This window comes from Streptomyces lomondensis (assembly GCF_014651035.1).
Taxonomy (GTDB): Bacteria; Actinomycetota; Actinomycetes; order Streptomycetales; family Streptomycetaceae; genus Streptomyces; species Streptomyces lomondensis.
On the sequence record NZ_BMWC01000006.1, the window covers coordinates 341,006 to 362,552 of the forward strand.

Genomic DNA, 21,547 nt, shown 5'->3' on the forward strand with positions numbered 1-21,547 from the left:
CGACAGACACCTTGTCCGGGTGGCGGAATGGCAGACGCGCTAGCTTGAGGTGCTAGTGCCCTTTATCGGGCGTGGGGGTTCAAGTCCCCCCTCGGACACAGAGCGAACAGCCCCTCTCTTCGAGGGGCTGTTCGCGTTTCCAGGGAGGACGGCTTCCCCCCAAGTCCGGTGCCTCGGACGCTCTTCGGGGGCGGCCGGGGGGAAATGTGGGCGACATCTCGCCATGCCGGCAGAGGCCCAGGTGGGAGCGGGGGTCGCCGTGCCTCCGGGACGTCTCGCCGTTGCCTCCGAGCGGCGGACATGACAGGACGAAGACACCCGACCACTAAGGTATGGGGCTTGTTCGCGCCGGAACGGAACATCCCCAGGCAGACCTGCGGGCCCGCCGGCGCCCCGGATGGTCCGGGTTCGACACGCGAGGATCCGATGGCCGCCCTGTACGAAAGCCCCGACCTCACCGTGCTGGACCAGGAGTTGAGCGCGGAACTCCCCGACGTGGCCCGCTTCTTTGCCGGTCCCGCGGCCCCGCCCCGCACCCTGGTCGACATCTTCGAGGCGTCGGTGCGTGCGTATCCCGACGAGCCGGCACTCGACGACGGCCACCGGCTGCTCACCTACCGCGCGCTGGCCGCCGAGGTGGAGCACCTGCGGCAGCGGCTGGCCGCCATGGACGTCGGGCTCGGGGACCGCGTCGGTGTGCGGATCCCGTCCGGCACCAACGACCTGTACGTGGCGATCCTCGCCGTGCTGGCCGCAGGTGCCGCGTACGTGCCCGTGGACGCCGAGGACCCCGACGAGCGGGCCGAGCTGGTCTTCGGCGAGGCCGGGGTGCGGGCTGTCGTCGGGGCCGGTCACGAACTGGTCGTCGGCGCTGCCGCCGGCCATGCCGCCGCCCGGCCCGGAGTCGGGCACGACGCGTGGATCATCTTCACCTCCGGCTCCACCGGGAAGCCCAAGGGCGTGGCCGTCAGCCACCGCAGTGCTGCCGCCTTCGTGGACGCGGAGGCCGCGCTGTTCCTGACCGACGAGCCGATCGGGCCCGGCGACCGGGTCATGGCGGGGCTGTCCGTCGCGTTCGACGCGTCCTGCGAGGAGATGTGGCTGGCGTGGCGGTACGGCGCCTGTCTGGTGCCGGTGCCGCGCTCGCAGGTCAGGAGCGGTGCCGATCTCGGGCCCTGGCTGGTCGAGCAGGAGATCACCGTCGTGTCCACCGTGCCGACGCTGGCGGCGCTGTGGGAGCCGGAGACGCTCAACGACGTACGCCTGCTGATCTTCGGCGGGGAGGCGTGCCCGCCCGAGCTGGCGCAGCGGCTGGTGACCGAGGGGCGCGAGGTGTGGAACACCTACGGGCCGACCGAGGCGACCGTCGTGGCGTGCGCGTCGCTGATGAGCGGTGAGGAACCGATCCGGATCGGGCTGCCGCTGGACGGCTGGGAGCTGGCCGTCGTGGACGAGGCCGGGGAGCCCGTGCCGATGGGCGGCAGTGGGCAGCTGGTGATCGGCGGGGTCGGGCTCGCCCGGTATCTCGACGCCGAGAAGGACGCGGAGAAGTACGCGCCGCTTCAGTCTCTGGGCTGGGAGCGGGCGTACCGCAGCGGTGACCTCGTGCGGGCCGAGCCGGAGGGGCTGGTGTTCCTCGGGCGGGCCGACGAGCAGATCAAGCTCGGTGGGCGCCGTATCGAGCTCGGTGAGGTGGACGCGGCGCTTCAGGCGCTGCCCGGGACGGCCGGCGCCGCCGCCGCGGTGCGCACGGCCCGCAGCGGCAACCAGCTCCTCGTCGGTTATGTCGTCACCCAGGACGGCTGGGACCACGCGGCGGCCGTCGAGCGGCTGCGCGCCGAACTGCCCGCCGCTCTGGTGCCGTTGCTCGCGCCGGTCGACGAGCTGCCGACCCGGACGTCCGGCAAGGTGGACCGGGACGCGCTGCCCTGGCCGCTGGACGGGCTGGAGAGCGGCGGCCCGGCCGAGCGGCTGTACGGCACCGAGGCCTGGCTCGCCGAGCAGTGGACGGAGGTCCTCGGCATTCCGGTCACGTCGGCCTCCGACGACTTCTTCGCGATCGGCGGCGGCAGTCTGGCCGCCGCCCAGCTGACGACGAGGCTGCGCACGCGCTACCCGAGCGCCGCCGTCCTCGACGTCTACCAGCAGCCCGTCCTGCGGAAGCTGGCCCGGCATCTGGAGGAGTCGGCGCAGGACGACGGGGCCCGGCGGGTCGTGGCACCGGTGCCGAGGCGTGCCCAGCTCGTCCAGCTCCTGCTGCTGGTTCCGCTGTTCACGCTGCTCGGGCTGCGCTGGTCCGTGGTGCTCGCCGCGCTCGGGAACGTGCTGCCCGCCTACTCCTGGCTGCCGACCGCGCCCTGGTGGCTCGTCGCGGCCGGCGCCGTGCTGCTGTTCAGCCCGCCCGGGCGCCTCGCGCTCGCCGCGGGCGGGGCCCGGCTGCTGCTGCGGGGGGTGCGGCCGGGCCGGTACCCGCGCGGCGGGAGCGTCCATCTGCGGCTGTGGACCGCCGAGCGGCTGGCCGAGTTCAGCGGGGCGACGTCTCTGACCGGGGCCTGGCTCGAACGGTACGCGCGGGCGCTGGGCGCCAAGGTCGGGCAGGACGTGGACCTGCACTCGCTGCCGCCGGTCACCGGCATGCTCAAGCTGGGCCGGGGCGCGGCCGTCGAGTCCGAGGTGGACCTGTCCGGGTACTGGCTGGACGGCGACCGGCTGGAGATCGGGCCGGTGAAGGTGGGCGCGCACGCCGTCGTCGGCACGCGCAGCATGCTCTTCCCGGGCGCGCGGGTGGGCAAGCGGGCCGAGGTGGCGCCCGGTTCGGCGGTCACCGGACAGGTTCCCACCGGGCAGCGGTGGGCGGGCGCGCCCGCGGTCAAGCTGGGCCGGGCCAAGCGCAACTGGCCCAAGGAGCGGCCCGGGCGGGGCGTGTACTGGCGGGTGATGTACGGCGTGACGGGTTTCGCGCTGACGGCGTTGCCGGTGGTCTCCGCGGCTGCCGCGTTGCTGGTGGCGGGGCTGTTCGTCGGTCCGGACGCCGGGCTCGGTGCGGCCCTGCGGGGTGCCGTGGTCGCGCTGGTGCCGGCGACGCTCGCCTTCGGGCTGGCGTACGCGCTGCTCACCGTGGTCGCCGTGCGGCTGCTGAGTCTGGGGCTGCGGCAGGGCACGCACGCCACGCACAGCCGGGTGGGCTGGCAGGCCTGGACCGTGACGCAGCTGATGGACCGGTCGCGGGACGTGCTGTTCCCGCTGTACGCGGGGCTGGTCACGCCGGTGTGGCTGCGGCTGCTGGGGATGCGGATCGGGCGGCGGGCCGAGGTGTCCACCGTGCTGGCGCTGCCCAGCCTGACCACGGTCGGCGAGGGCGCGTTCCTGGCGGACGACACGCTGACCGCGCCGTACGAGCTCGGCGGCGGCTGGCTGCGGGTCGGGCGTGCGGAGATCGGCCGACGGGCGTTTCTGGGCAACTCGGGGATGACCGCGCCGGGGCGGAGCGTGCCGGACGGTGGCCTGGTGGGGGTGCTGTCGGCGACGCCGAAGAAGGCCAAGAAGGGCAGCTCGTATCTGGGGCTGCCGCCGGTGAAGCTGCCGCGTGCCGCGTCCGGCGGCGACCAGAGCCGGACGTACGACCCGCCCGCGCGGCTGCTGTGGGCGCGCGCTCTGGTGGAGCTCTGCCGGATCGTGCCGGTGTTCTGCTCGGCGGCGCTGGCGATGGGGACAGTGGCGGCGCTCTGCGCGCTCGGGGTGTGGGCTCCCCTGCTGTCCGGTCTGGTGCTGCTCGGGGCGGGCTGCGCGGCGGGGCTCGTCTCGATCGCGGCGAAGTGGCTGCTCGTGGGACGGCATCGCACCGGTGAGCACCCTCTGTGGAGCTCCTTCGTGTGGCGCAACGAGCTGGCGGACACCTTCGTCGAGGTGCTGGCCGTGCCGTGGCTGGCCGGCGCGGTGCCGGGCACGCCGCTGATGTCGGCGTGGCTGCGCGGGCTCGGTGCGCACATCGGCAGGGGCGTGTGGGTCGAGAGCTACTGGCTGCCGGAGACGGACCTGGTGACGCTCGGGGACGCGGCGACCGTGAACCGGGGCTGTGTGCTCCAGACCCACCTCTTCCACGACCGGATCTTGCGGACGGATACTGTGGTCCTCCGTGAGGGCGCCACTCTGGGCCCGGGCGGAATCGTCCTGCCCGGCAGCGCCGTCGGGGCCCGCACCACGCTGGGTCCGGCGTCCCTGGTCATGGCCGCGGAGTCCGTGCCCGACGACACGCGCTGGCTGGGCAATCCGATCGAAGCATGGCGTCGCTAGGCGGCGCCCCCGCGGGGCCGGGGGCCGATGGACGTCGTACGAGCGCAGTGCAGGGAGCAGACGCAACAGTGGCGGTTCAGCAGTCAGTGGGTCAGGACCCGTACTTCCCGGGCAACGGTGACCTCCGGTACCGGGTGCACCGGTACGAGCTCACGCTGGACTACCGCCCCGCGCCGAACCGGCTGTCGGGATCGGCGCGGATCAACGCCATCGCGGGCCGTGGCCAGCTCACCGAGTTCCAGCTGAACCTCGCGGACTTCCGGGTGGGCCGGGTGAAGGTCGACGGCCGTGCGGCGCACTACACGCACCGGGGCGGCAAGTTGCGGGTGCGCCCCGCGAAGCCGGTGCGCGCCGGTGCGGCCTTCACCGTCGAGGTGCAGTGGTCGGGGAACCCCCGGCCGGTGAGCAGTCCCTGGGGCGGCCTCGGCTGGGAGGAGCTGGAGGACGGGGCGCTGGTGGCGAGCCAGCCGGTCGGGGCGCCGTCGTGGTACCCGTGCAACGACCGGCCCGCCGACAAGGCCTCGTACCAGATCGCGGTCACGACGCCGTCGGCCTACGCGGTGGTGGCCGGCGGACGCCTGCTCACCCGCACCACGAAGGCCTCGACGACGACCTGGGTGTACGAGCAGGCGGCGCCGACCTCCAGCTATCTGGTGGGGCTGTCGATCGGCAAGTACCAGACCGTGCTGCTGGGTGCCCCGGGCCCGGGCGGGGTTCCGCAGCACGGGCACATTCCGGCACATCTGCTCCCCCGGTTCTCCCGGGACTTCGCACGGCAGCCCGCGATGATGGACCTGTTCCAGGAACTGTTCGGGCCGTACCCGTTCGACGAGTACGCGGTCGTCGTGACGGAGGAGGAGCTCGACGTCCCCGTCGAGGCGCAGGGGCTGTCGCTGTTCGGGTCCAACCACGTGGACGGGGCGCGGGGTTCGGAGCGGCTGGTCGCGCACGAGCTGGCGCACCAGTGGTTCGGCAACAGCGTGTCCATCGCCGACTGGCGGCAGATCTGGCTGAACGAGGGGTTCGCGAAGTACGCCGAGTGGCTGTGGTCGGAGCGCTCGGGAGGCCGCAGCGCCCAGCAACTGGCCGCCGCCGCACACCGGTCGCTGTCCGCGCTGCCGGAGGATCTGCGGCTGGCCGATCCGGGGCGGAAGTCGATGTTCGACGACCGTCTCTACCAGCGCGGCGGCCTGGCCCTGCACGCGGTGCGGTGCGCCCTGGGCGACGACGCGTTCTTCCGCATGCTGCGCGGGTGGGCGGCGCTGTACCGGGGCGGGGTGGTGACGACCGCGGCCTTCACCGCGCACGTGGCACGGTTCTCGGACGAGCCGCTGGACGAGCTGTTCGACGCGTGGGTGTACGGGACGGCGCTGCCGCCGCTGCCCTCGTCCGGGACCCGTGCGGCTGTCTAGGACAATGACCGGCATGACTACGCGTTCCTGCCCCTGCGGCCTGCCCGGGGCCTACGGCGACTGCTGCGGGCGCTACCACTCCGGGACAGCCGCCGCGCCGACCGCCGAGGCGTTGATGCGCTCGCGCTACTGCGCCTTCGTGAGGGGCGACGTCGCGTATCTGCTGCGGACGTGGCATCCGCGGACGCGGCCCGGGAAGCTGGAGCTGGATCCGCGGACGCGGTGGACGGGGCTGGAGATCCTTGCCACGAGCGACGGGTCCGCGTTCCACTCCGGCGGGACCGTGGAGTTCCGGGCGTCGCACCGGGGCGGTTCGCTGCACGAGCGGAGCCGGTTCGAGCGGGTCGACGGGGCGTGGGTGTACGTCGACGGGCAGTTCCTGCCGTAGCGGCCCTACGGCGCCAGGATGTCCAGTTCCTGGAGGGCGCCGACGGTGATCTGGCGGGTCAGTTCCTCGGCCCGGGCCGCGTCGCCCGCGCGGACGGCCTCGGCGACCTGGACGTGCAGGGTGACGGCGGCCGGGTCGGGGTCCTCGAACATCACGTCGTGGTGGGTGCGGCCGGCCAGGACCTCGGCGACGACGTCGCCGAGGCGGGCGAACATCTCGTTGCCGGAGGCGTCCAGGATGACGCGGTGGAAGGCGACGTCGTGGACGAGGTACTCCTCCAGCTTGTGACCGCGTGAATGGGCGACCATGCCGAGGGCGCACTCGGTGAGTTCGGCGCACTGCTCCGATGTGGCGTGCCGGGCGGCGAGGCCGGCCGCGACCGGTTCGATCGCCGAGCGCAGCACCGTGAGGGAGCGCAGCTGGCGGGCGCGGTCGGCGCCGGCCAGGCGCCAGCGGATGACCTGCGGGTCGTACACGTTCCACTCGGACTCGGGGCGGACCGTCACGCCGACGCGGCGGCGGGACTCGACCAGGTGCATGGACTCCAGCACGCGGACCGCCTCGCGCATCACGGAGCGCGACACGTCGAAGCGCTGGGCGAGTTCGTCCGTGCGCAGGACGCTGCCGGGCGGGTACTCCCCGGCGGTGATCTCGGGGCCGAGGGTGTCCAGTACACGGCCGTGCAGCCCGCGGCCCGGTGTGGTCATGCACTCAGCGTACGGGGTAGATCACGGAGATAAAAAGTCAGACTTATTCATCGCGACCTCTTGAATTCGTCGTACCTAATGGGTTTCAGTTGCGTCGACATCACGTGTCGACGGAGACAGCAGACAGTGAGGGCAGCGATGAACACCCCCCATGTCGTCGTGGTCATGGGCGTCGCGGGCACCGGCAAGACCACCATCGGTCCCCTGCTCGCGGCCCGGCTCGGCGTTCCCTACGCCGAGGGCGACGACTTCCACCCGCAGGCCAACATCGCCAAGATGTCGGCCGGCACGCCGCTCACCGACGAGGACCGCGGGCCGTGGCTGGACGCCATCGGCGACTGGGCGCACGGGCGGGCCGGGCTCGGCGGGGTGGTCAGCTGCTCTGCGCTGAAGCGGTCGTACCGCGACCGGCTGCGGGCCGCCGCGCCCGGCGTGGTCTTCGTGCACCTCACGGGCGACCGCGCGCTGATCGAGGACCGGATGTCGCACCGGCAGGGGCACTTCATGCCCACGGCGCTGCTCGACTCCCAGTTCGCCACGCTCCAGCCGCTCCAGGCGGACGAGGCGGGGGTCGGCGTGAACGTCTCGGGCAGCCCGGAGGAGATCACCGAGCGGGCGGTGCACGCCCTCAGCTCGCTCCCCGAGCCGATCCGGTAGCCCTTTCCGGTCTCTCCCCTCCCCCGAACTCCCCTCAACACATAGGGAATCCCCCACCGTGACCAGACTCAGCGTCGAGATGCTGGCAGCGGACGCGCCCGAGCCGATCACCTCGGCCGGCCACGCTCAGCTGGGCATCGCCGTCCTGGCGGGCATCGCCGTCATCGTCCTGCTCATCACCAAGTTCAAGCTGCATGCCTTCCTGGCGCTGACCATCGGGTCGCTGGCGCTCGGCGCGATCGCCGGGGCGCCGCTGGACAAGGTCCTCACCAGCTTCAGCACCGGCCTCGGCTCCACGGTCGCCGGCGTCGGCGTGCTGATCGCCCTCGGTGCGATCCTCGGCAAGATGCTCGCCGACTCCGGCGGCGCCGACCAGATCGTCGACACCATCCTGGCGAAGGCCGGCGGGCGGTCGATGCCCTGGGCGATGGTGCTGATCGCCTCCGTGATCGGGCTGCCGCTGTTCTTCGAGGTCGGCATCGTGCTGCTGATCCCGGTGGTGCTGATGGTCGCCAAGCGCGGCAACTACTCGCTGATGCGCATCGGCATCCCGGCGCTCGCGGGCCTGTCCGTGATGCACGGCCTGGTGCCGCCGCACCCCGGCCCGCTGGTCGCGATCGACGCGGTCAAGGCCGACCTCGGGGTGACGCTGGCGCTCGGCGTCCTCGTCGCCATACCCACCGTGATCATCGCCGGTCCGCTGTTCTCGAAGTACGCGGCCCGCTGGGTGGACGTCCCCGCCCCCGACAGGATGATCCCGCAGCGCGCCTCCGAGGACCTCGAGAAGCGGCCCGGCTTCGGCGCCACGCTGTTCACGGTCCTGCTGCCGGTGATCCTGATGCTGGCCAAGGCGCTGGTCGACATCGTCGTGGACGACCCGGAGAACCCGGTCCAGCGCGTCTTCGACGTCGTCGGCGCCCCGATGATCGCGCTGCTCGCCTCGGTGCTGGTCGGCATCTTCACGCTGCTGCGGCCCGCCGGGTTCTCCAAGGAGCGGATCTCACCGCTCGTCGAGAAGAGCCTCGGGCCGATCGCGGGCATCCTGCTGATCGTCGGCGCGGGCGGCGGCTTCAAGCAGACGCTGATCGACTCCGGCGTGGGCCGGATGGTCCTGGAGATCTCCGAGGACTGGTCGATACCGGCGCTGCTGCTGGCCTGGCTGATCGCGGTGGCGATCCGGCTGGCGACCGGTTCGGCGACGGTGGCGACGGTCTCGGCCGCCGGTCTGGTGGCCCCGCTCGCGGCCGACATGTCGAGCACGCACACCGCCCTGCTGGTCCTCGCCATCGGCGCCGGCTCGCTCTTCCTGAGCCATGTCAACGACGCCGGGTTCTGGCTGGTCAAGGAGTACTTCGGACTCAGCGTCGGCCAGAACCTGAAGACCTGGTCGGTCATGGAGTGCATCATCTCCGTGGTCGCGGGCGGCATCGTCCTTCTGCTGTCCCTCGTGATCTAGGAGCGCTACGGCGATGACGGCTCACCCCCTCTTCGACATCAGCGGCCGTACGGCTCTGGTGACCGGCTCCAGCCGGGGCATCGGGCTGGCCCTGGCCCGCGGGCTGGCGGAGGCCGGCTGCACGGTCGTGCTGAACGGACGCGACAAGGACCGGCTGGCCGAGGCCGTCGGCGAGCTGCCCGGCGACCGGGTGCACACGGCCGCGTTCGACGTGACCGACGGATCATCGGTGGCCTCGGGGGTCGCCGAGGTCGAGGAGCGGGTGGGCCCGCTCGACATCCTCGTCAACAACGCGGGCATGCAACTGCGCGCCCCGCTGCTGGAGTTCACCGACGCCGACTGGCACCGGATCCTGGACACCAACCTGACCAGCGCCTTCCTGGTCGGCCGGGAGGCCGCGCGCCGGATGACGGAACGCGGCCACGGGAAGATCATCAACATCTGCTCGCTGCAGAGCGAGGTGGTACGGCCCGGGATCGCGCCGTACGCCGCGACCAAGGGCGCGCTGAAGATGCTCACCAAGGGCATGTGCGCGGACTGGGGGCCCTACGGGGTCCAGGTCAACGGGCTCGGCCCGGGCTATATCGAGACCGAGCTGACCCGGCCGCTGGTGGAGGACGAGGAGTTCAGCGCCTGGGTGCGGCGGCGCACCCCGGCCGGGCGCTGGGGGCGTACGCAGGACCTGGTGGGCGGGGTGCTGTTCCTCGCCTCCCCCGCCGCGGACTTCGTCAGCGGGCAGGTGCTGTACGTCGACGGCGGGATGACGAGCGTGCTGTGACCACCTGCCGGGAGGCTGTGATGCTGGGTTGTGTGATCCACGGTCAGGGCGACCTGCGGGTGGCGGAGTTGCCGGTGCCCGAGCCCGGGCCGGGGCAGGCGCTGGTCGCCGTCCGCTACGGCGGGGTGTGCGGGTCCGATCTGCACTACTGGCGGCACGGCGGGGTCGGCGACTTCCGGCTCCGGGAGCCGATGGTGCTCGGGCACGAGGTCGTGGGGACCGTCGTGGAGTACGGCGTTGGCGCGTCGGGTCCGGCGCCGGGTGCGGCCGTCGCCGTGCATCCGGCGACTGCGTGCGGGGTGTGCCCGGAGTGTGCGGGCGGGCGGCGGAACGTCTGCCGGGACACGCGGTATCTGGGCAGTGCGGCACGTTTTCCGCATGTGCAGGGCGGGTTCGCGGCGCAGGTGGTCGTGCCCTGTGCGCAGGTGCGGGCCCTGCCGGAAGGGCTTGGGTTGCGGCGGGCCGCGCTGGCCGAGCCGCTGTCCGTCGCGCTGCACGCGGTGCGGCGGGCCGGGGAGGTGGCCGGCCGGCATGTGCTGGTGACCGGGGCCGGGCCCATCGGGTGTCTGGTGGTCGCGGCGGCCAAGGCGGCGGGGGCTTCCCGGGTGACCGTCACGGATCTGCTGCCCGAGGCGCTGGAGTACGGGCGGATCGCCGGGGCTTCGGCGGTTGTACGGGCCGATGATCCTGACGATCCCGGGTGGCCGTCCGAGGTGGATGTCGCGATCGAGGCGTCCGGGGTGGCCGCGGGGCTCGACGCGTGTCTGCGGCGGGTGCGGCGGGGTGGGGTCGTCGTGCAGGTGGGGATGTTGCCGGCGGGGGACAGTCCGTTTGCGGGGAATCTTGTGGTGAGCCGGGAGATCGAGCTGCGGGGGGCGTTTCGGTTCGACGGTGAGTTCGACGAGGCGTTGGCGTTGCTGGCTGCGGAGTCGGCTTTCGATGGGCTGATCAGTGCGGTGGTTCCCGTGGGGGAGGCCGAGTCTGCTTTTGTGCTGGCGGCTGACCGGAGTCGGGCCTGCAAGGTGCTGTTGGATTTCGCCCCTGCGCCGTAGGGCTTGTCGTCGTGGGGCGGGTGCGGGTGCGTTGTGGTTGTTCGCGCAGTTCCCCGCGCCCCTGAGGGGCGTGACCTACGGGCGCCACAAGGGGTGCTCCCGCTCCGCCCAGTCGCTGCTCACGCTGCCTGTGCGCATGCCTCTTCTCGCCTCCGGGTCCGCCAGGGCCATGCCGATGTGGCCGGCCAGGACGATGCCGATGGTGAGGGCCAGCCAGTCGTGGACGAAGGTCGCGCTGGTGCGCCAGAGCAGGGGGGTGAGGTGGGTGAACCACATCATCAGGCCCGTGCCGAGCATGACCAGCGTGGCGCCGGCGAGCCAGGACGCGTAGAGCTTCTGGCCCGCGTTGAACTTGCCCGCGGGGCGTGACGCGGGGCTCTTGTCGCGGTGCAGGGCGGCGCGCAGCCAGGTGCGGTCGTGCGGGCCGAAGCGGTTGAGGCGGCCGAGGTCGGCGCGGAAGGCGCGGGAGGCGAGGCCCGCCAGGACGGGGACGGGCAGGGCGAGTCCGGCCCAGATGTGCAGCGTGACGACCAGGGCGCGGCGGCCGACGAGTTCGGCGAACTGGGGGACGTAGAGGCAGGCCGCCGTCAGGACGCAGACGCCCATGAGCACGGCCGTCGTGCGGTGCACCCAGCGCTGGGCCCGGCTGAAGCGCCTGATGGCGACCGTGGTGTCAGCTCGTAGGCTCATCGTCCCGTCCGTTCGAGCGGCCCACCCAGGCGTCGACGTCGTAGCCGCGCTCCTCCCAGTAGCCCGGGCGGACCTCGTCGGTGACGGTGATGCCGGAGAGCCACTTGGCGGACTTGTAGAAGTACATGGGCGCGACGTAGAGGCGGACGGGGCCGCCGTGGGAGTGGCCGAGGTCCTTGTCCTGCATGCGCAGGGCGACCAGGACGTCCGCGCGGCGGGCCTGGGCGAGGGTGAGGCTCTCGGTGTACGTGCCGTCGAAGCAGGTGAAGCGGATGGCCTTGGCCGTGGGGCGGACCCTGGCTGCGTCGAGCAGGCGGGACAGGCGTACGCCCTCGAAGGGGGTGTCCGGGACGCGCCAGCCGGTGACGCACTGGACGTCGCGGACCAGGCGGGTCTGCGGGAGGGCCCTGAGGTCGGCCAGGGTGTAGGTGGTGGGGCGGTCGACCAGGCCGTCCACGGTGAGGCGGTAGCTGTCGGCGTTCTTGCGCGGGACGGACGAGGCGACCGAGTAGTAGCGGAAGCCGCCGCCGTTCGGGAGCAGTCCGGTCAGGCCGGTGGGGTCCTTGTCGGCGGCGCTGCCGAGGAAGCCCTCCAGGCCGCGTTGGAGCGGGGGCGCGGCGACCACGCCGGCGGCGCCCAGGGCGAGGGTGCCGAGGAAGACGCGGCGGCCGACCGGGGTGCCCCGTTTCTCGGGGTGGTCTTCGTCCACGCCCTGATGTACGTCCTCGTTCACGTACTCATTCGAACACCCGCGGTCCCTTCGGAACAGGGATCGCGGGTGCTCGTCAGAGTTCCGTAACCACTTCTTACGCGGGCGACGTCAGGACGACGCCGCCTTCTCCAGCTGGAACGCCTCGTTGCCGAGCCCGATCCGGGCGTGCTTCTCGGGGGCGCGGGCGCGCAGCACCAGGCCGAGGACCAGGCCGGCGGCCAGGGCGAGGCCGATGATGCCGGGCAGTACCCAGCTCAGCGAGGAGTCCGGGCCGGCGCCGACCAGCACCTCGAAGTCCTTCACCGTGTAGCCGGCGATCACGAGCAGGGCGAGGCCCGCCAGCGCGGAGGTGACCAGGCGCCAGGCCTGGGCGCCCGCGGCGCCGCGGCGGGCGAAGAAGACGACGACCGACAGGGAGGCCGCCGCCATCAGCACGATCACGCCGAGGGCGCCGATGTTGCCGAACCAGGTGAACAGGTGCAGCACGGGCGCGGTCGGGTCGCCGACCGGCTTGTCGTCGGCGACCGCGAAGCCGATCACGACCACCACGGCCACCACGGTCTGGAGCAGCGAGCCGGTGCCGGGGGCGCCGCTGGTGCCGCTGGTGCGGCCGAAGGCGGCGGGCAGCAGGCCTTCGCGGCCCATGGCGAAGGCGTACCGGGCGACGACGTTGTGGAAGCTGAGCAGGGCGGCGAACATGCCGGTGACGAACAGGACGTGCAGGACGTCCGTGAAGGTGCCGCCGAGGCGGGACTCGGTGAGGGAGAACAGCAGTCCGGCGCTCTGCTCCTGGGCCGTGCCGACGATCGCGGCGGGGCCGGTGGCGACGGTGAGGGCCCAGCTGCTCAGCGCGAAGAAGACGGCGACCCCGCCGACGGCGAGGAACATCACGCGCGGCACCAGGACGTGCGGGCGGCTGGTTTCCTCGGCGTAGACGGGAGCCTGCTCGAAGCCGAGGAACGCGGCGATGCAGAAGCACAGGGCGGTGCCGACGCCCGCGCCGGTGAGGGTGTCGGGGTTGAAGGCGTGCAGCGAGAGGCCTTCCTTGCCGGGGTCGGCGAGGACGGCGACGTCGAAGATCACGACGAGGAGCACCTCGATGACGAGCAGCACGCCGAGCACGCGCGCGTTGACGTCGATCTTCAGCCAGCCCAGCAGGCCGACGGCGAGCGCGGCCACGAGGGCGGGTATCCACCAGGCGACCTCCACCTCGGCGTAGGTGGCGAGGAGCCCGGAGACCTCGAAGCCGAAGATGCCGTAGATGCCGATCTGGAGCGCGTTGTAGGCGACGAGGGCGACCAGGGCGGCGCCCGCGCCGGCGGTGCCGCCGAGGCCGCGGGAGATGTAGGCGTAGAAGGCGCCCGCGTTGTGGACGTGGCGGCTCATCTCGGCGTAACCCACGCTGAACAGGGCGAGGACGACGCCGAGGACGACGAAGAGCAGCGGCTGGCCGACGATGCCCATCACCGCGAATGTGGTGGGCATGACACCCGCGACCACCATGAGCGGGGCGGTCGCGGCGAGGACGGAGAGCAGCAGTCCGCCGGTGCCGAGCCGGTCGGCGCGCAGGGCACGCTCCTGCCCCTTGAAGGTACTGATGCCGCCGGCGGCGGATGTGCTCGTGCTCGTACTGTCCGTGGTCATCGGGAGAGCGTCCTCACGTGTGGGATTCCGGGGGTGTCAGGCCGTGCCGAGCGCGCCGGCGCGGGCGGCGGCGAAGGCGGTGTGCGGGTCGCGGTCCGGGTACGACCAGGGCGCCGGGGTGGCGTACCGGCCGATCCGGTGGAACAGGGCGGCTGCCTCGGCGCCCCGCCCCTCGCAGAACTTGGCGTGGGCGAGGAAGTTCAGGTCGATCAGCCGCCGCGGGTGGCCCTCCAGCTCCCACTCCAGCCACCAGTCGAAGGCGGCCTTCATCACCTGCCGGGCGCGGCGGCCGCTCCAGTGGCCCGAGGCGGCCGGGTCGGCGGGTTCATGCCCGGCGGCGGCCAGGGCGCGGTAGCGCTCGGCGTGGGCGATGACCGGCAGGATCGCGAGCGGGGAGTCGGCGGGCGCCTGTTCGGCGGCCCAGTTGGCGAAGTCGTAGACCTCGTGCAGCGGGTCCGGGCCGGCCTCGGTGCGGCGTCCGGCGAGGCGGGCCACCATCAGGTGGTGGGCGTGGTGGTGGTCGGCGTAGCGGGCGCGGACCTGCTCGAAGGCCCGGACCACGTCCTGGTCGGTGCCGGTGGCGCACTCCAGCAGGAGCAGGCCGAGCCAGGGGGTGGGGTCGGCGGGGGCGCGGTCGGCGGCCTCCCGGCAGGCCTCGCGGGCGCGGACCGGCTTGGTCTTGCCGCGCAGGGCGCGCCGGACCTGGGCGAGGGCGAGCAGCACGGAGGCGTCGGCCGACTCGGGTTCGGCGAGCAGCCACTCCCGGGCCCAGGCGGCGCAGTAGGACTCCCGCGCGAGGACCGTGACGCGGTGGCCGCGGCGGTCCCAGTCGTCTCCGGTGTGGACCAGCAGGGAACGGGCGTTCTGCCAGCGGCCCTGCGCCAGCGCGGCGCGCGCGGCCATGAGGTCGGCGTCGTCGAGGGCCTCGTCGAAGGCCTGTGCCGCACGTCTGCGGCCACGGCCGAGGGGAGGCGGGGGTGGGGACACCGCGGAACTTCCTCACGCGCTCTTCTTGTGTTTCGGCTCACGGCGGTCGGGGGGCACGCATGTGCGCATTGCCATGAACTGATCACGCACAGCCAAACCCCAGCCAATGGTTGGCGTCAAGAGTCGCCGGTGCGTTACACGCGTCAATTGCCGTTACTTGTGAGAGTTCTGTACCCAAGGGAGTCGTGAGGGCGGCGCGACCGGCATCCGATTTATCCGTTTCGCCCTTTGTGACGTGCGTCATAGCGTGGGCGAGCACCGCCCCTGACGATGGCAGGACGTACGGGCGCGCCGGGCGGAGCCGGCCGGTACAGTCGGCCCCTACGCAATCGTGACCCGACCTGATGATCGAGGTACACCGCGTGTCGGTTCTAGTCCTGGTGCTCGCCCTGAGCGCCGCCTGCTGTCTGGGCTTCGGATTCGTCCTCCAGCAGAACGCGGCCCAGCGGGCCCCGCTGAGCGACTTCCTCTCCTTCCGGCTGCTGATCGACCTGGTGAAGGTGCCGCGCTGGCTCGGCGGTATCGCGCTGATGGTGGTCGGCATGGCCCTGGGCGCCGCCGCGCTGGGGCAGGGCGAGCTGTCCCTGGTGGAGCCGCTGCTGGCGACGAACCTGCTGTTCGCGCTCGCGCTGTCCCGCAGGCAGACCCGGCAGCCGCTGGGCCGCCAGGGGTGGGCCGGGCTCGCGCTGCTGGCGGGCGGGGTCACCGCGTTCATCGTGGCCGGCCAGCCGCAGAGCGGTGCCGCGACGGCCGATCCGATGCGGCAGTGGCTGATCATCGGAGTCATGATCGGGCTGGCGCTGCTGCTCACGGCGCGCGGCAGGCGCTCACGGCTGGGCTCCGGCCCGGTGCTGCTGGCACTGGCCGCCGGGCTGCTGTACGGCGTGCAGGACGCGCTCACCCGGGTGAGCGGGCAGACGTTCTCCGAGGGCGGCTTCGCCGAGCTGATGACCGGCTGGCAGCCGTACGCGGTCCTCGCCATCGGCGTCACCGGGCTGGTCCTCGTGCAGAGCGCCTTCGAGACCGCGTCGCTGCGCAAGTCGCTGCCCGCCCTGACCGCGGCCCAGCCGCTCGCCGGGATCATCTGCGGCGTCGGCTTCCTGGGCGACCGGCTGCGGACCGACGCGGTGGCGCTCGGCTGGGAGGCCGGTGGCCTGCTGGCCGTGATCACCGGGATCGTGCTGCTGGGCCTGCATCCGGCGATGCCGACGGGGACGGCGACGGTGACGGAGCGGACACGGGTCGCCTCGCCCGCGGTGAGCCCGGCGTCGCCCTGACGGGCCCCGGCCCGCTCCCGGCTCCGGCCCTGCTTGGATGAGTCCATGAGCGCTGCTGACGAGATCCTCGACATCGTCGACGAGCACGACCAGGTCATCGGGCAGTCCCCCCGGGGCGAGGCCTACGCCCGGGGCCTGCGGCACCGCTGCGTGTTCATCCAGGCCCGGGACGCCCAGGGCCGGATCTTCGTGCACCGGCGGACGCCGACCAAGCTGGTCTTCCCCTCCCTCTACGACATGTTCGTCGGCGGAGTCGTCGGCGCGGGCGAGGCCTACGACACGGCGGCCCTCCGCGAGGCCGAGGAGGAACTCGGCGTGACCGGCCTGCCGAGCCCGCGGTACCTCTTCAAGTTCCTCTACGACAACGGCTCGGGCCAGACCTGGTGGTCGGCGGTGTACGACGTGCGCTGCGAACTGCCCGTACGGCCGCAGGCCGAGGAGGTGGCCTGGCACGACTTCCTCCCCGAGGACGAGGTGGAACGGCGCCTGGGCGACTGGGAGTGGGTGCCGGACGGACTGGCGGCGTACGAGCGGCTCAGGGTGCTTCGGGCGAAGGGCTGAGCGGGCCGGCGTCGCTGAGCAGGGCCGTCCCCGACGGGCGCTCCGCGCCGCTGCCGCCGCTCAGCGGGCTGTCGCCCGGGGCGGACCACACCGGGCCGTTCCAGTACGGATGGTCGAGCAGCCCCTCCGCCACCCCGGGCGCGGCATCCGCGGGCACACCGACGGCCCCGAGCGCCGCCGCTGTCCGCTCCACCGACTCCTCGACCGGTGTGTCGGCGTCCCCGAAGGCCGGGAGCAGCAGGAGCAACCGCAGGTCGGGATCCCGCACTCCCTCCGCCTCGGCCGGTGCCGAGCCCGCCACGGCGAGCAGGTCGGGCCAGGACAGGCCGGGGCCGCCGAAGTGGCCGTCGAGCCGGGCCAGGGAGACCACCTCGGGCCGGTCCGGGCGCGTGAGCAGGAAGTCCGTCCCCGCGTCGTCCGGGAAGTTCCGGTGCACGATCCACAGCACCGCGCCGCCCGGCAGGGGGATGCGGTACGCCGGCCAGACCTCCGTGGACTCGTACAGCGCCTCGGCGGCCGCGTCGACGTCGGCCAGGTCCGCCCCGAAGAGCCCGGGCTCCCGGGCGAGCCCGTCCCAGAGCGGGCCGAAGTAGGCCGGCCAGAAGCCGGGCAGGTCGAGCTGGTGCTCGGCCGGGACGATGCCGTGCCCGGGCGTCGCGTAGCCGGTCAGTGACGTGGGGACCTCCATGCACGCACCGTAGCGGGTGGCACTGACACCACCCGGCGAACGGCTCCCGGGTAGGGTCGCGCATGTGATCGAGTTCGTACGGAACGTCCGGTTGTGGTTCGCGCCGGCCGAGGTGCGGCAGGACGGCGAGACGCCCGACTACCGGTTCTCGCTGGCGAACGAACGCACCTTCCTGGCCTGGCTGCGCACCGCCCTCGCGCTGATCGGCGGCGGCTTCGCCGTGGACCAGTTCCTGCCGGACCTGCGCTGGGGCTGGCGGGTGGGGCTGGCGCTCGCGCTGCTCGCCGCGGGCGTGCTGTGCTCGCTGCGGGCGGTCAACCACTGGGTGCGCTGCGAGCGGGCCATGCGCCGGGGCGAGGATCTGCCGGTGTCCCGGTTCCCGGCGCTGCTGAGCCTGGTCGTCGCGGTCGTGGCCGTCGCCATGGTCGTCGTGGTGCTCGTCGGGTGGGAGGGGTGAGCGCGCCGGCGGCCCGGCGGCAGGACCCCGACCGCGACCCCGGGCTGCAACCCGAGCGGACCCGCCTGGCGTGGCGGCGTACGACGCTGTCGGGCACGGTCTGCGCCGTCCTCGCCGTGAAGACCGCACTGCACGGCGGCGTGTCCGCGCCCGGGGTCGTGGCATGCGCCCTGTGCGGTGTGCTCTGGCTGGGCCTCCTGAACATCGCCCACCGCCGGATCCGGACGCTCGCGGCCACCACCGCCCCCGCGGCGTTCGCGCCCCGGCACGCCGCGGCGGCGGCGCTGTGCACGGTGGCGATGGCGGTGTGCGGGGCGGCCCTGGTCCTCTAGGACAGCGGCACCGGCTTCTCAGGCATCGGCTTCTCCGGCGTGGTCAGCCGCCGTCGCTCTCCCAGTCCACCGTCACGACGATCTTGCCTCGGGTCCGGCCCTCCTCGTTCAGCCGGTGCGCGTCCGCCGCCCGCTCCAGCGGGAACGTCGCGTCGACGTGCACGCTCACCACGCCCTGTTCGGCCAGCTCGGACAGCCGTCCGAGGTCCTCGGCGTCGGGGCGGACGAAGTAGTAGCGGCCGCCGTAGGTCACGACGTCGTTGTCGGCGACGGACACCAGGCGGCCCTCGGGGGCCAGCAGGTTCGCGGAGACCTTCAGCGCGTCCCCGCCGACCGTGTCGAACACCGCGTCCACGCCCTCGGGCGCCAGCCCCCGCACCCGTTCGCCCAGGCCCTCGCCGTACGTCACGGGCTCCCCGCCGAGGCCGCGCACGAAGTCGTGGTTGGGCTCGCTCGCCGTACCGATCACCCGGGCGCCGAGGTGGGCGGCGAGCTGCACGGCGATCGAGCCGACGCCACCGGCCGCGGCGTGCACCAGGACGGTCTCGCCCCGCTTCACCTGGAGCACCTTGATCAGCACCTGGTAGGCGGTGAGCCCGACCAGGGGAAGTCCGGCCGCCTCCTCCCAGGAGAGGTTGCGCGGCTTGCGCGCGAGGGTGCGCAGGGGTGCCGCCACGTACTCGGCGAAGGTGCCGCGGGAGAGGAAGTCCTCGCGGACGTACCCGATGACCTCGTCCCCGACGTCGAACTCCGAGACGGCCATGCCGGGCCGTACGACGACGCCCGAGAGGTCCCAGCCGGGCACCACGGGAAAGACGGGGGCGAGAATGCCGTCGAGGTGGCCTTCGCGGGCCTTCCAGTCGACGGGGTTCACGGCCGCCGCCCGCACCTTCACCAGCACCGCGTCCGGGCCGACCTTCGGATCGCGGACCTCCCCGAACGCCAGCACCTCGGGTCCGCCGTACCGTGAGTAGCTGATCGCCTTCATGGCTTTGACCTTCCGGGCTCGCAGGGCGGCTCGCAAGCCGGATGGCCTGAACGAACCGGCCGAAACCTCCCTGGCGCCCCGCGGTGGCGGCCGTCGGCCTATCGTGGCTCCGATCACGTTTCGGCCCCGCTCTGGACGACATACCGACCGGTCGGCATCATGAGCTGGGAACTGTTCACCTGCCCGGAGGAGCGACGCATGAGCCCCGACCACCCGCCCGGACTCGATCTCGACCGGCTGCGCGGCCTGCTCGACCGGGAGCGGCCCGGCCTGGTGAGCGGCCCGCTGTCCGGCCGGCTGATCGAAGGCGGACGGTCGAACCTCACCTACGCGGTCTCCGACGGCACCTCGCGGTGGGTCGTACGGCGGCCCCCGCTCGGCCATGTCCTGGCCACCGCGCACGACATGAAGCGCGAGCACCGGGTGATCAGCGCGCTGCACCCGACCGCCGTGCCGGTGCCGCGGCCGGTGCTGCTCTGCGAGGACGAGGAGGTGCTCGGGGCGCCGTTCTACGTCATGGAGTTCGTCGAGGGCACGCCCTACCGGACCGCCGACCAGCTCGTGCCGCTCGGCCCCGAGCGGACCCGGGGCGCGGTGCTGAGCCTGGTCGACACGCTGGTGGAGCTGCACGCGGTGGACCCGGGCGAGGCGGGGCTCGCGGACTTCGGCCGGCCAGAGGGCTTCCTGGACCGGCAGCTGCGGCGCTGGGGCAAGCAGCTGGACGCCTCCCGCAACCGCGACCTGGACGGCATCGACGAGCTGCACGCCGCGCTCGGGCGGGAGCTGCCCCGCTCCCCCGCCCCGGCCGTCGTGCACGGCGACTACCGGCTCGACAACGTCCTGATCGGCGACGACGACGAGATCAAGGCGATCCTCGACTGGGAGATGTCCACGCTCGGCGACCCGCTCACCGACCTCGGCCTGCTGGTCATGTACAGCATGCCGCTCGGCATGCCCGACTCCCCCGTCTCCACGACCGCCGAGGCCCCCGGGCATCCGGCGCCGTCCGAACTCATCGAGCGGTACGCCGCGCGCTCGGGGCGCGACGTCTCCGCGGTCTCCTGGTACACGGCGTTCGCCTGGTTCAAGCTCGCCGTGATCCTGGAGGGCATCCACTACCGCTACACGCTCGGCCAGACGGTCGGGCGCGGCTTCGACCGCATCGGCGACCTCGTGCCCGTCTTCGTCCGGCACGGACTGACCACGCTCAACGAAGGCCTCCAGGAGGGCTGATCCGTATGGACTTCGCTTTCGACGCGCGCACCGAAGAGCTGCGCGCCAAACTCCTCGCCTTCATGGACGAGTACGTCTATCCGGCCGAGGCCGTCGCGCACGAGCAGCGTGCCCTGCTCGCCTCGCCGTGGGAGACCCCGGCGGTGGTGGAGGAGCTGAAGGCCGAGGCCCGCAGGCAGGGCCTGTGGAACCTCTTCCTGCCGGACTCCGAGTACGGGGCCGGGCTGACGAACCTCCAGTACGCGCCGCTCGCCGAGATCATGGGCCGCTCCCCGCAGCTGGCGCCGACGGTGACGAACTGCGCGGCGCCGGACACCGGGAACATGGAGGTGCTCACGCAGTTCGGCGACGAGCAGCAGCGCAAGCAGTGGCTGGAGCCGCTGCTCGCGGGCGAGATCCGCTCGGCGTTCGCGATGACCGAGCCGGAGGTGGCCTCCTCGGACGCCACCAACATCACCACGCACATCGAGCGGGACGGCGACGAGTACGTCGTCACCGGCCGCAAGTGGTACATCTCCGGGGCGATGCACCCGGACTGCAAGATCTTCATCGTGATGGGCAAGACCGACCCGGACGGGGAGGACATCCGGCGTCAGCAGTCGATGGTGCTGGTGCCGCGCGACACCCCGGGTGTCACCATCGAGCGGGCCATGCAGGTGTTCGGGTACGAGGACCACTACCACGGCGGTCACGCCGAGGTGGTCTTCGACCACGCGCGCGTGCCGGTGTCGAACCTCGTCGGCGAGGAGGGCGGCGGTTTCGCGATCGCGCAGGCGCGGCTCGGGCCGGGGCGGATCCACCACTGCATGCGGCTGATCGGGATGGCCGAGCGGGCGATCGAGCTGATGTGCCGGCGGGCGGTGTCCCGGACGGCCTTCGGGAAGGCGCTGGCTCAGCAGGGTGTGGTGCACAACTGGATCGCGGACGCGCGGGTGACCGTGGAGCAGTTGCGGCTGCTGGTGCTGAAGACGGCGTGGCTGATGGACACGGTGGGGAATCGGGGGGCGCACACCGAGATCCAGGCGATCAAGATCGCTACGCCTCGGGCGGTGGTGGACATTCTCGACCGGGCGATCCAGTTGCACGGGGCGGGTGGGGTGAGTCAGGACTTCCCGTTGGCGGAGCTGTATGCGGGGGCGCGGACGCTGATGATCGCGGACGGGCCGGACGAGGTGCATCAGCGGTCGTTGGCTCGGCGGGAATTGAAGCGGTATCTGTGATGCCGGTGGGGCGGT

At 72.6% G+C, this 21,547-nt stretch carries 20 protein-coding genes and 1 tRNA gene; 14 read left to right on the forward strand and 7 right to left on the reverse strand.

Translation table 11 applies throughout. The features are described from left to right. Window positions 1–13 precede the first annotated feature (13 nt). From IE255_RS22375 to IE255_RS22390, 4 genes are all read left to right on the forward strand, one after another. Window positions 14–98: transfer RNA gene (locus tag IE255_RS22375), tRNA-Leu, on the forward strand. Between the two features lie 328 nt (window positions 99–426). Next, window positions 427–4,293 (forward strand): Pls/PosA family non-ribosomal peptide synthetase, encoded by a 3,867-nt coding sequence (locus IE255_RS22380; RefSeq protein ID WP_190052131.1) that lies wholly within the window; start codon window positions 427–429, stop codon window positions 4,291–4,293. Between the two features lie 68 nt (window positions 4,294–4,361). Continuing rightward, entirely contained in the window at window positions 4,362–5,705 is a 1,344-nt protein-coding gene (locus IE255_RS22385) for a M1 family metallopeptidase (protein ID WP_190052132.1), read from the forward strand. Window positions 5,706–5,718: 13 nt separating this feature from the next. Next, the gene (locus tag IE255_RS22390) at window positions 5,719–6,093 is read left to right on the forward strand and encodes a YchJ family protein (protein ID WP_190052133.1); all 375 of its coding nucleotides are present in this window, start codon (window positions 5,719–5,721) and stop codon (window positions 6,091–6,093) included. Between the two features lie 5 nt (window positions 6,094–6,098). Here IE255_RS22390 and IE255_RS22395 read toward each other — a convergent pair whose 3' ends face one another. After that, window positions 6,099–6,800, reverse strand: a complete 702-nt coding sequence (locus IE255_RS22395; protein ID WP_190052134.1) for a FadR/GntR family transcriptional regulator — start codon at window positions 6,798–6,800, stop codon at window positions 6,099–6,101. Window positions 6,801–6,938: 138 nt separating this feature from the next. On the opposite strand from IE255_RS22395, the gene IE255_RS22400 reads away from it, so the two are divergent. Genes IE255_RS22400 through IE255_RS22415 form a run of 4 tightly spaced genes read left to right on the forward strand, consistent with a single transcriptional unit; the run spans window position 6,939 to window position 10,743 of the window. After that, a complete protein-coding gene (locus IE255_RS22400) occupies window positions 6,939–7,457 on the forward strand; it encodes a gluconokinase (protein ID WP_190052135.1) in 519 nt (172 codons plus the stop codon). Window positions 7,458–7,515: 58 nt separating this feature from the next. Beyond that, complete coding sequence (locus IE255_RS22405; protein ID WP_190052136.1) at window positions 7,516–8,913, forward strand: GntT/GntP/DsdX family permease; 1,398 nt, start codon at window positions 7,516–7,518, stop codon at window positions 8,911–8,913. A 13-nt stretch (window positions 8,914–8,926) separates the two neighbouring features. After that, the gene (locus tag IE255_RS22410) at window positions 8,927–9,691 is read left to right on the forward strand and encodes an SDR family oxidoreductase (protein ID WP_190052137.1); all 765 of its coding nucleotides are present in this window, start codon (window positions 8,927–8,929) and stop codon (window positions 9,689–9,691) included. A 20-nt stretch (window positions 9,692–9,711) separates the two neighbouring features. Next, on the forward strand, window positions 9,712–10,743 hold the full coding sequence (locus tag IE255_RS22415) for an L-idonate 5-dehydrogenase (RefSeq protein WP_190052269.1): 1,032 nt from the start codon (window positions 9,712–9,714) through the stop codon (window positions 10,741–10,743). A 75-nt stretch (window positions 10,744–10,818) separates the two neighbouring features. On the opposite strand, the gene IE255_RS22420 is transcribed toward IE255_RS22415, so the two are convergent. From IE255_RS22420 to IE255_RS22435, 4 genes are all read right to left on the reverse strand, one after another. Continuing rightward, a complete protein-coding gene (locus IE255_RS22420; RefSeq protein ID WP_190052138.1) occupies window positions 10,819–11,433 on the reverse strand; it encodes a cytochrome b/b6 domain-containing protein in 615 nt (204 codons plus the stop codon). Next, complete coding sequence (locus IE255_RS22425; RefSeq protein ID WP_372487587.1) at window positions 11,417–12,166, reverse strand: molybdopterin-dependent oxidoreductase; 750 nt, start codon at window positions 12,164–12,166, stop codon at window positions 11,417–11,419. Before IE255_RS22425 ends, IE255_RS22420 begins: the two co-directional genes overlap by 17 nt. Window positions 12,167–12,253: 87 nt before the next feature. After that, a complete protein-coding gene (locus tag IE255_RS22430) occupies window positions 12,254–13,789 on the reverse strand; it encodes an APC family permease (protein WP_190052139.1) in 1,536 nt (511 codons plus the stop codon). A 36-nt stretch (window positions 13,790–13,825) separates the two neighbouring features. Continuing rightward, on the reverse strand, window positions 13,826–14,776 hold the full coding sequence (locus tag IE255_RS22435) for a hypothetical protein (protein ID WP_190052140.1): 951 nt from the start codon (window positions 14,774–14,776) through the stop codon (window positions 13,826–13,828). 344 nt (window positions 14,777–15,120) lie between these two features. On the opposite strand from IE255_RS22435, the gene IE255_RS22440 reads away from it, so the two are divergent. Together IE255_RS22440 and IE255_RS22445 are read left to right on the forward strand one after the other, a co-directional pair. Beyond that, on the forward strand, window positions 15,121–16,053 hold the full coding sequence (locus tag IE255_RS22440) for a DMT family transporter (RefSeq protein ID WP_190052141.1): 933 nt from the start codon (window positions 15,121–15,123) through the stop codon (window positions 16,051–16,053). Between the two features lie 45 nt (window positions 16,054–16,098). Further along, a complete protein-coding gene (locus tag IE255_RS22445) occupies window positions 16,099–16,614 on the forward strand; it encodes an NUDIX hydrolase (protein WP_190052142.1) in 516 nt (171 codons plus the stop codon). Here the strand turns inward: IE255_RS22445 and IE255_RS22450 are convergent. Beyond that, window positions 16,589–17,302, reverse strand: a complete 714-nt coding sequence (locus IE255_RS22450) for a hypothetical protein (protein WP_190052143.1) — start codon at window positions 17,300–17,302, stop codon at window positions 16,589–16,591. The two genes, IE255_RS22445 and IE255_RS22450, sit on opposite strands and share 26 nt — an antisense overlap. Before the next feature lie 64 nt (window positions 17,303–17,366). On the opposite strand from IE255_RS22450, the gene IE255_RS22455 reads away from it, so the two are divergent. After that, window positions 17,367–17,759: a YidH family protein gene (locus IE255_RS22455; RefSeq protein ID WP_010045438.1), complete on the forward strand. Its 393-nt coding sequence runs from the start codon at window positions 17,367–17,369 to the stop codon at window positions 17,757–17,759. Next, entirely contained in the window at window positions 17,756–18,091 is a 336-nt protein-coding gene (locus tag IE255_RS22460) for a DUF202 domain-containing protein (RefSeq protein ID WP_190052144.1), read from the forward strand. Before IE255_RS22455 ends, IE255_RS22460 begins: the two co-directional genes overlap by 4 nt. Window positions 18,092–18,134: 43 nt before the next feature. Here the strand turns inward: IE255_RS22460 and IE255_RS22465 are convergent, their stop codons facing one another. Further along, a complete protein-coding gene (locus IE255_RS22465) occupies window positions 18,135–19,079 on the reverse strand; it encodes an NADP-dependent oxidoreductase (RefSeq protein WP_190052145.1) in 945 nt (314 codons plus the stop codon). A 198-nt stretch (window positions 19,080–19,277) separates the two neighbouring features. Between IE255_RS22465 and IE255_RS22470 the strand changes: the two genes are divergently transcribed. Both IE255_RS22470 and IE255_RS22475 read left to right on the forward strand, forming a co-directional pair. Beyond that, window positions 19,278–20,312: a phosphotransferase family protein gene (locus tag IE255_RS22470; RefSeq protein ID WP_190052146.1), complete on the forward strand. Its 1,035-nt coding sequence runs from the start codon at window positions 19,278–19,280 to the stop codon at window positions 20,310–20,312. Window positions 20,313–20,317: 5 nt separating this feature from the next. Further along, window positions 20,318–21,532, forward strand: a complete 1,215-nt coding sequence (locus IE255_RS22475; RefSeq protein ID WP_190052147.1) for an acyl-CoA dehydrogenase — start codon at window positions 20,318–20,320, stop codon at window positions 21,530–21,532. Window positions 21,533–21,547: the final 15 nt, after the last annotated feature.

Coding starts and splice junctions, on each gene's coding strand:
- IE255_RS22380 (WP_190052131.1), top strand. CDS start 427: ATGGCCGCCCTGTACGAAAGCCCCGACCTCACCGTGCTGGACCAGGAG.
- IE255_RS22390 (WP_190052133.1), top strand. CDS start 5,719: ATGACTACGCGTTCCTGCCCCTGCGGCCTGCCCGGGGCCTACGGCGAC.
- IE255_RS22395 (WP_190052134.1), bottom strand. CDS start 6,800: ATGACCACACCGGGCCGCGGGCTGCACGGCCGTGTACTGGACACCCTC.
- IE255_RS22400 (WP_190052135.1), top strand. CDS start 6,939: ATGAACACCCCCCATGTCGTCGTGGTCATGGGCGTCGCGGGCACCGGC.
- IE255_RS22410 (WP_190052137.1), top strand. CDS start 8,927: ATGACGGCTCACCCCCTCTTCGACATCAGCGGCCGTACGGCTCTGGTG.
- IE255_RS22415 (WP_190052269.1), top strand. CDS start 9,712: ATGCTGGGTTGTGTGATCCACGGTCAGGGCGACCTGCGGGTGGCGGAG.
- IE255_RS22420 (WP_190052138.1), bottom strand. CDS start 11,433: ATGAGCCTACGAGCTGACACCACGGTCGCCATCAGGCGCTTCAGCCGG.
- IE255_RS22430 (WP_190052139.1), bottom strand. CDS start 13,789: ATGACCACGGACAGTACGAGCACGAGCACATCCGCCGCCGGCGGCATC.
- IE255_RS22440 (WP_190052141.1), top strand. CDS start 15,121: ATGATCGAGGTACACCGCGTGTCGGTTCTAGTCCTGGTGCTCGCCCTG.
- IE255_RS22445 (WP_190052142.1), top strand. CDS start 16,099: ATGAGCGCTGCTGACGAGATCCTCGACATCGTCGACGAGCACGACCAG.
- IE255_RS22450 (WP_190052143.1), bottom strand. CDS start 17,302: ATGGAGGTCCCCACGTCACTGACCGGCTACGCGACGCCCGGGCACGGC.
- IE255_RS22465 (WP_190052145.1), bottom strand. CDS start 19,079: ATGAAGGCGATCAGCTACTCACGGTACGGCGGACCCGAGGTGCTGGCG.
- IE255_RS22470 (WP_190052146.1), top strand. CDS start 19,278: ATGAGCCCCGACCACCCGCCCGGACTCGATCTCGACCGGCTGCGCGGC.
- IE255_RS22475 (WP_190052147.1), top strand. CDS start 20,318: ATGGACTTCGCTTTCGACGCGCGCACCGAAGAGCTGCGCGCCAAACTC.